Source organism: Seonamhaeicola marinus, assembly GCF_008085455.1.
In genome coordinates this window covers 1-247 of record NZ_VSDQ01000175.1, presented here as the reverse complement: position 1 = coordinate 247, position 247 = coordinate 1, and the positions used below count along the sequence as shown (strand labels likewise).

Below are 247 nucleotides of genomic sequence, written 5' to 3'. Positions count from 1 at the left end.
TAGCCACCTATTGTTTCTTGGTATGCACCGGTATTGAAAAAGCCTACATACAATGGTTTTTCTTTATCATACTTTGGTAAATAAATGGCATTTATGTGCTGCTCACTGTTGTAATAATCATCACTATCGCAGGTTAAGCCTCCAAGTAACACTCGTTCATAAGAGCTGTTCCACCTGTTTATTGGCAGCATTATAAATCTTTTATTTATTGCCCAAGTATCTGGTAATGTTGTTATAAACGATGAGT

Annotated in this window: 1 pseudogene; it reads right to left on the bottom strand. The window is 35.6% G+C overall.

Annotated features, from left to right (window positions below):
- Positions 1-247, bottom strand: a pseudogene (locus FUA24_RS02855) (arginine decarboxylase); the annotation flags it as partial.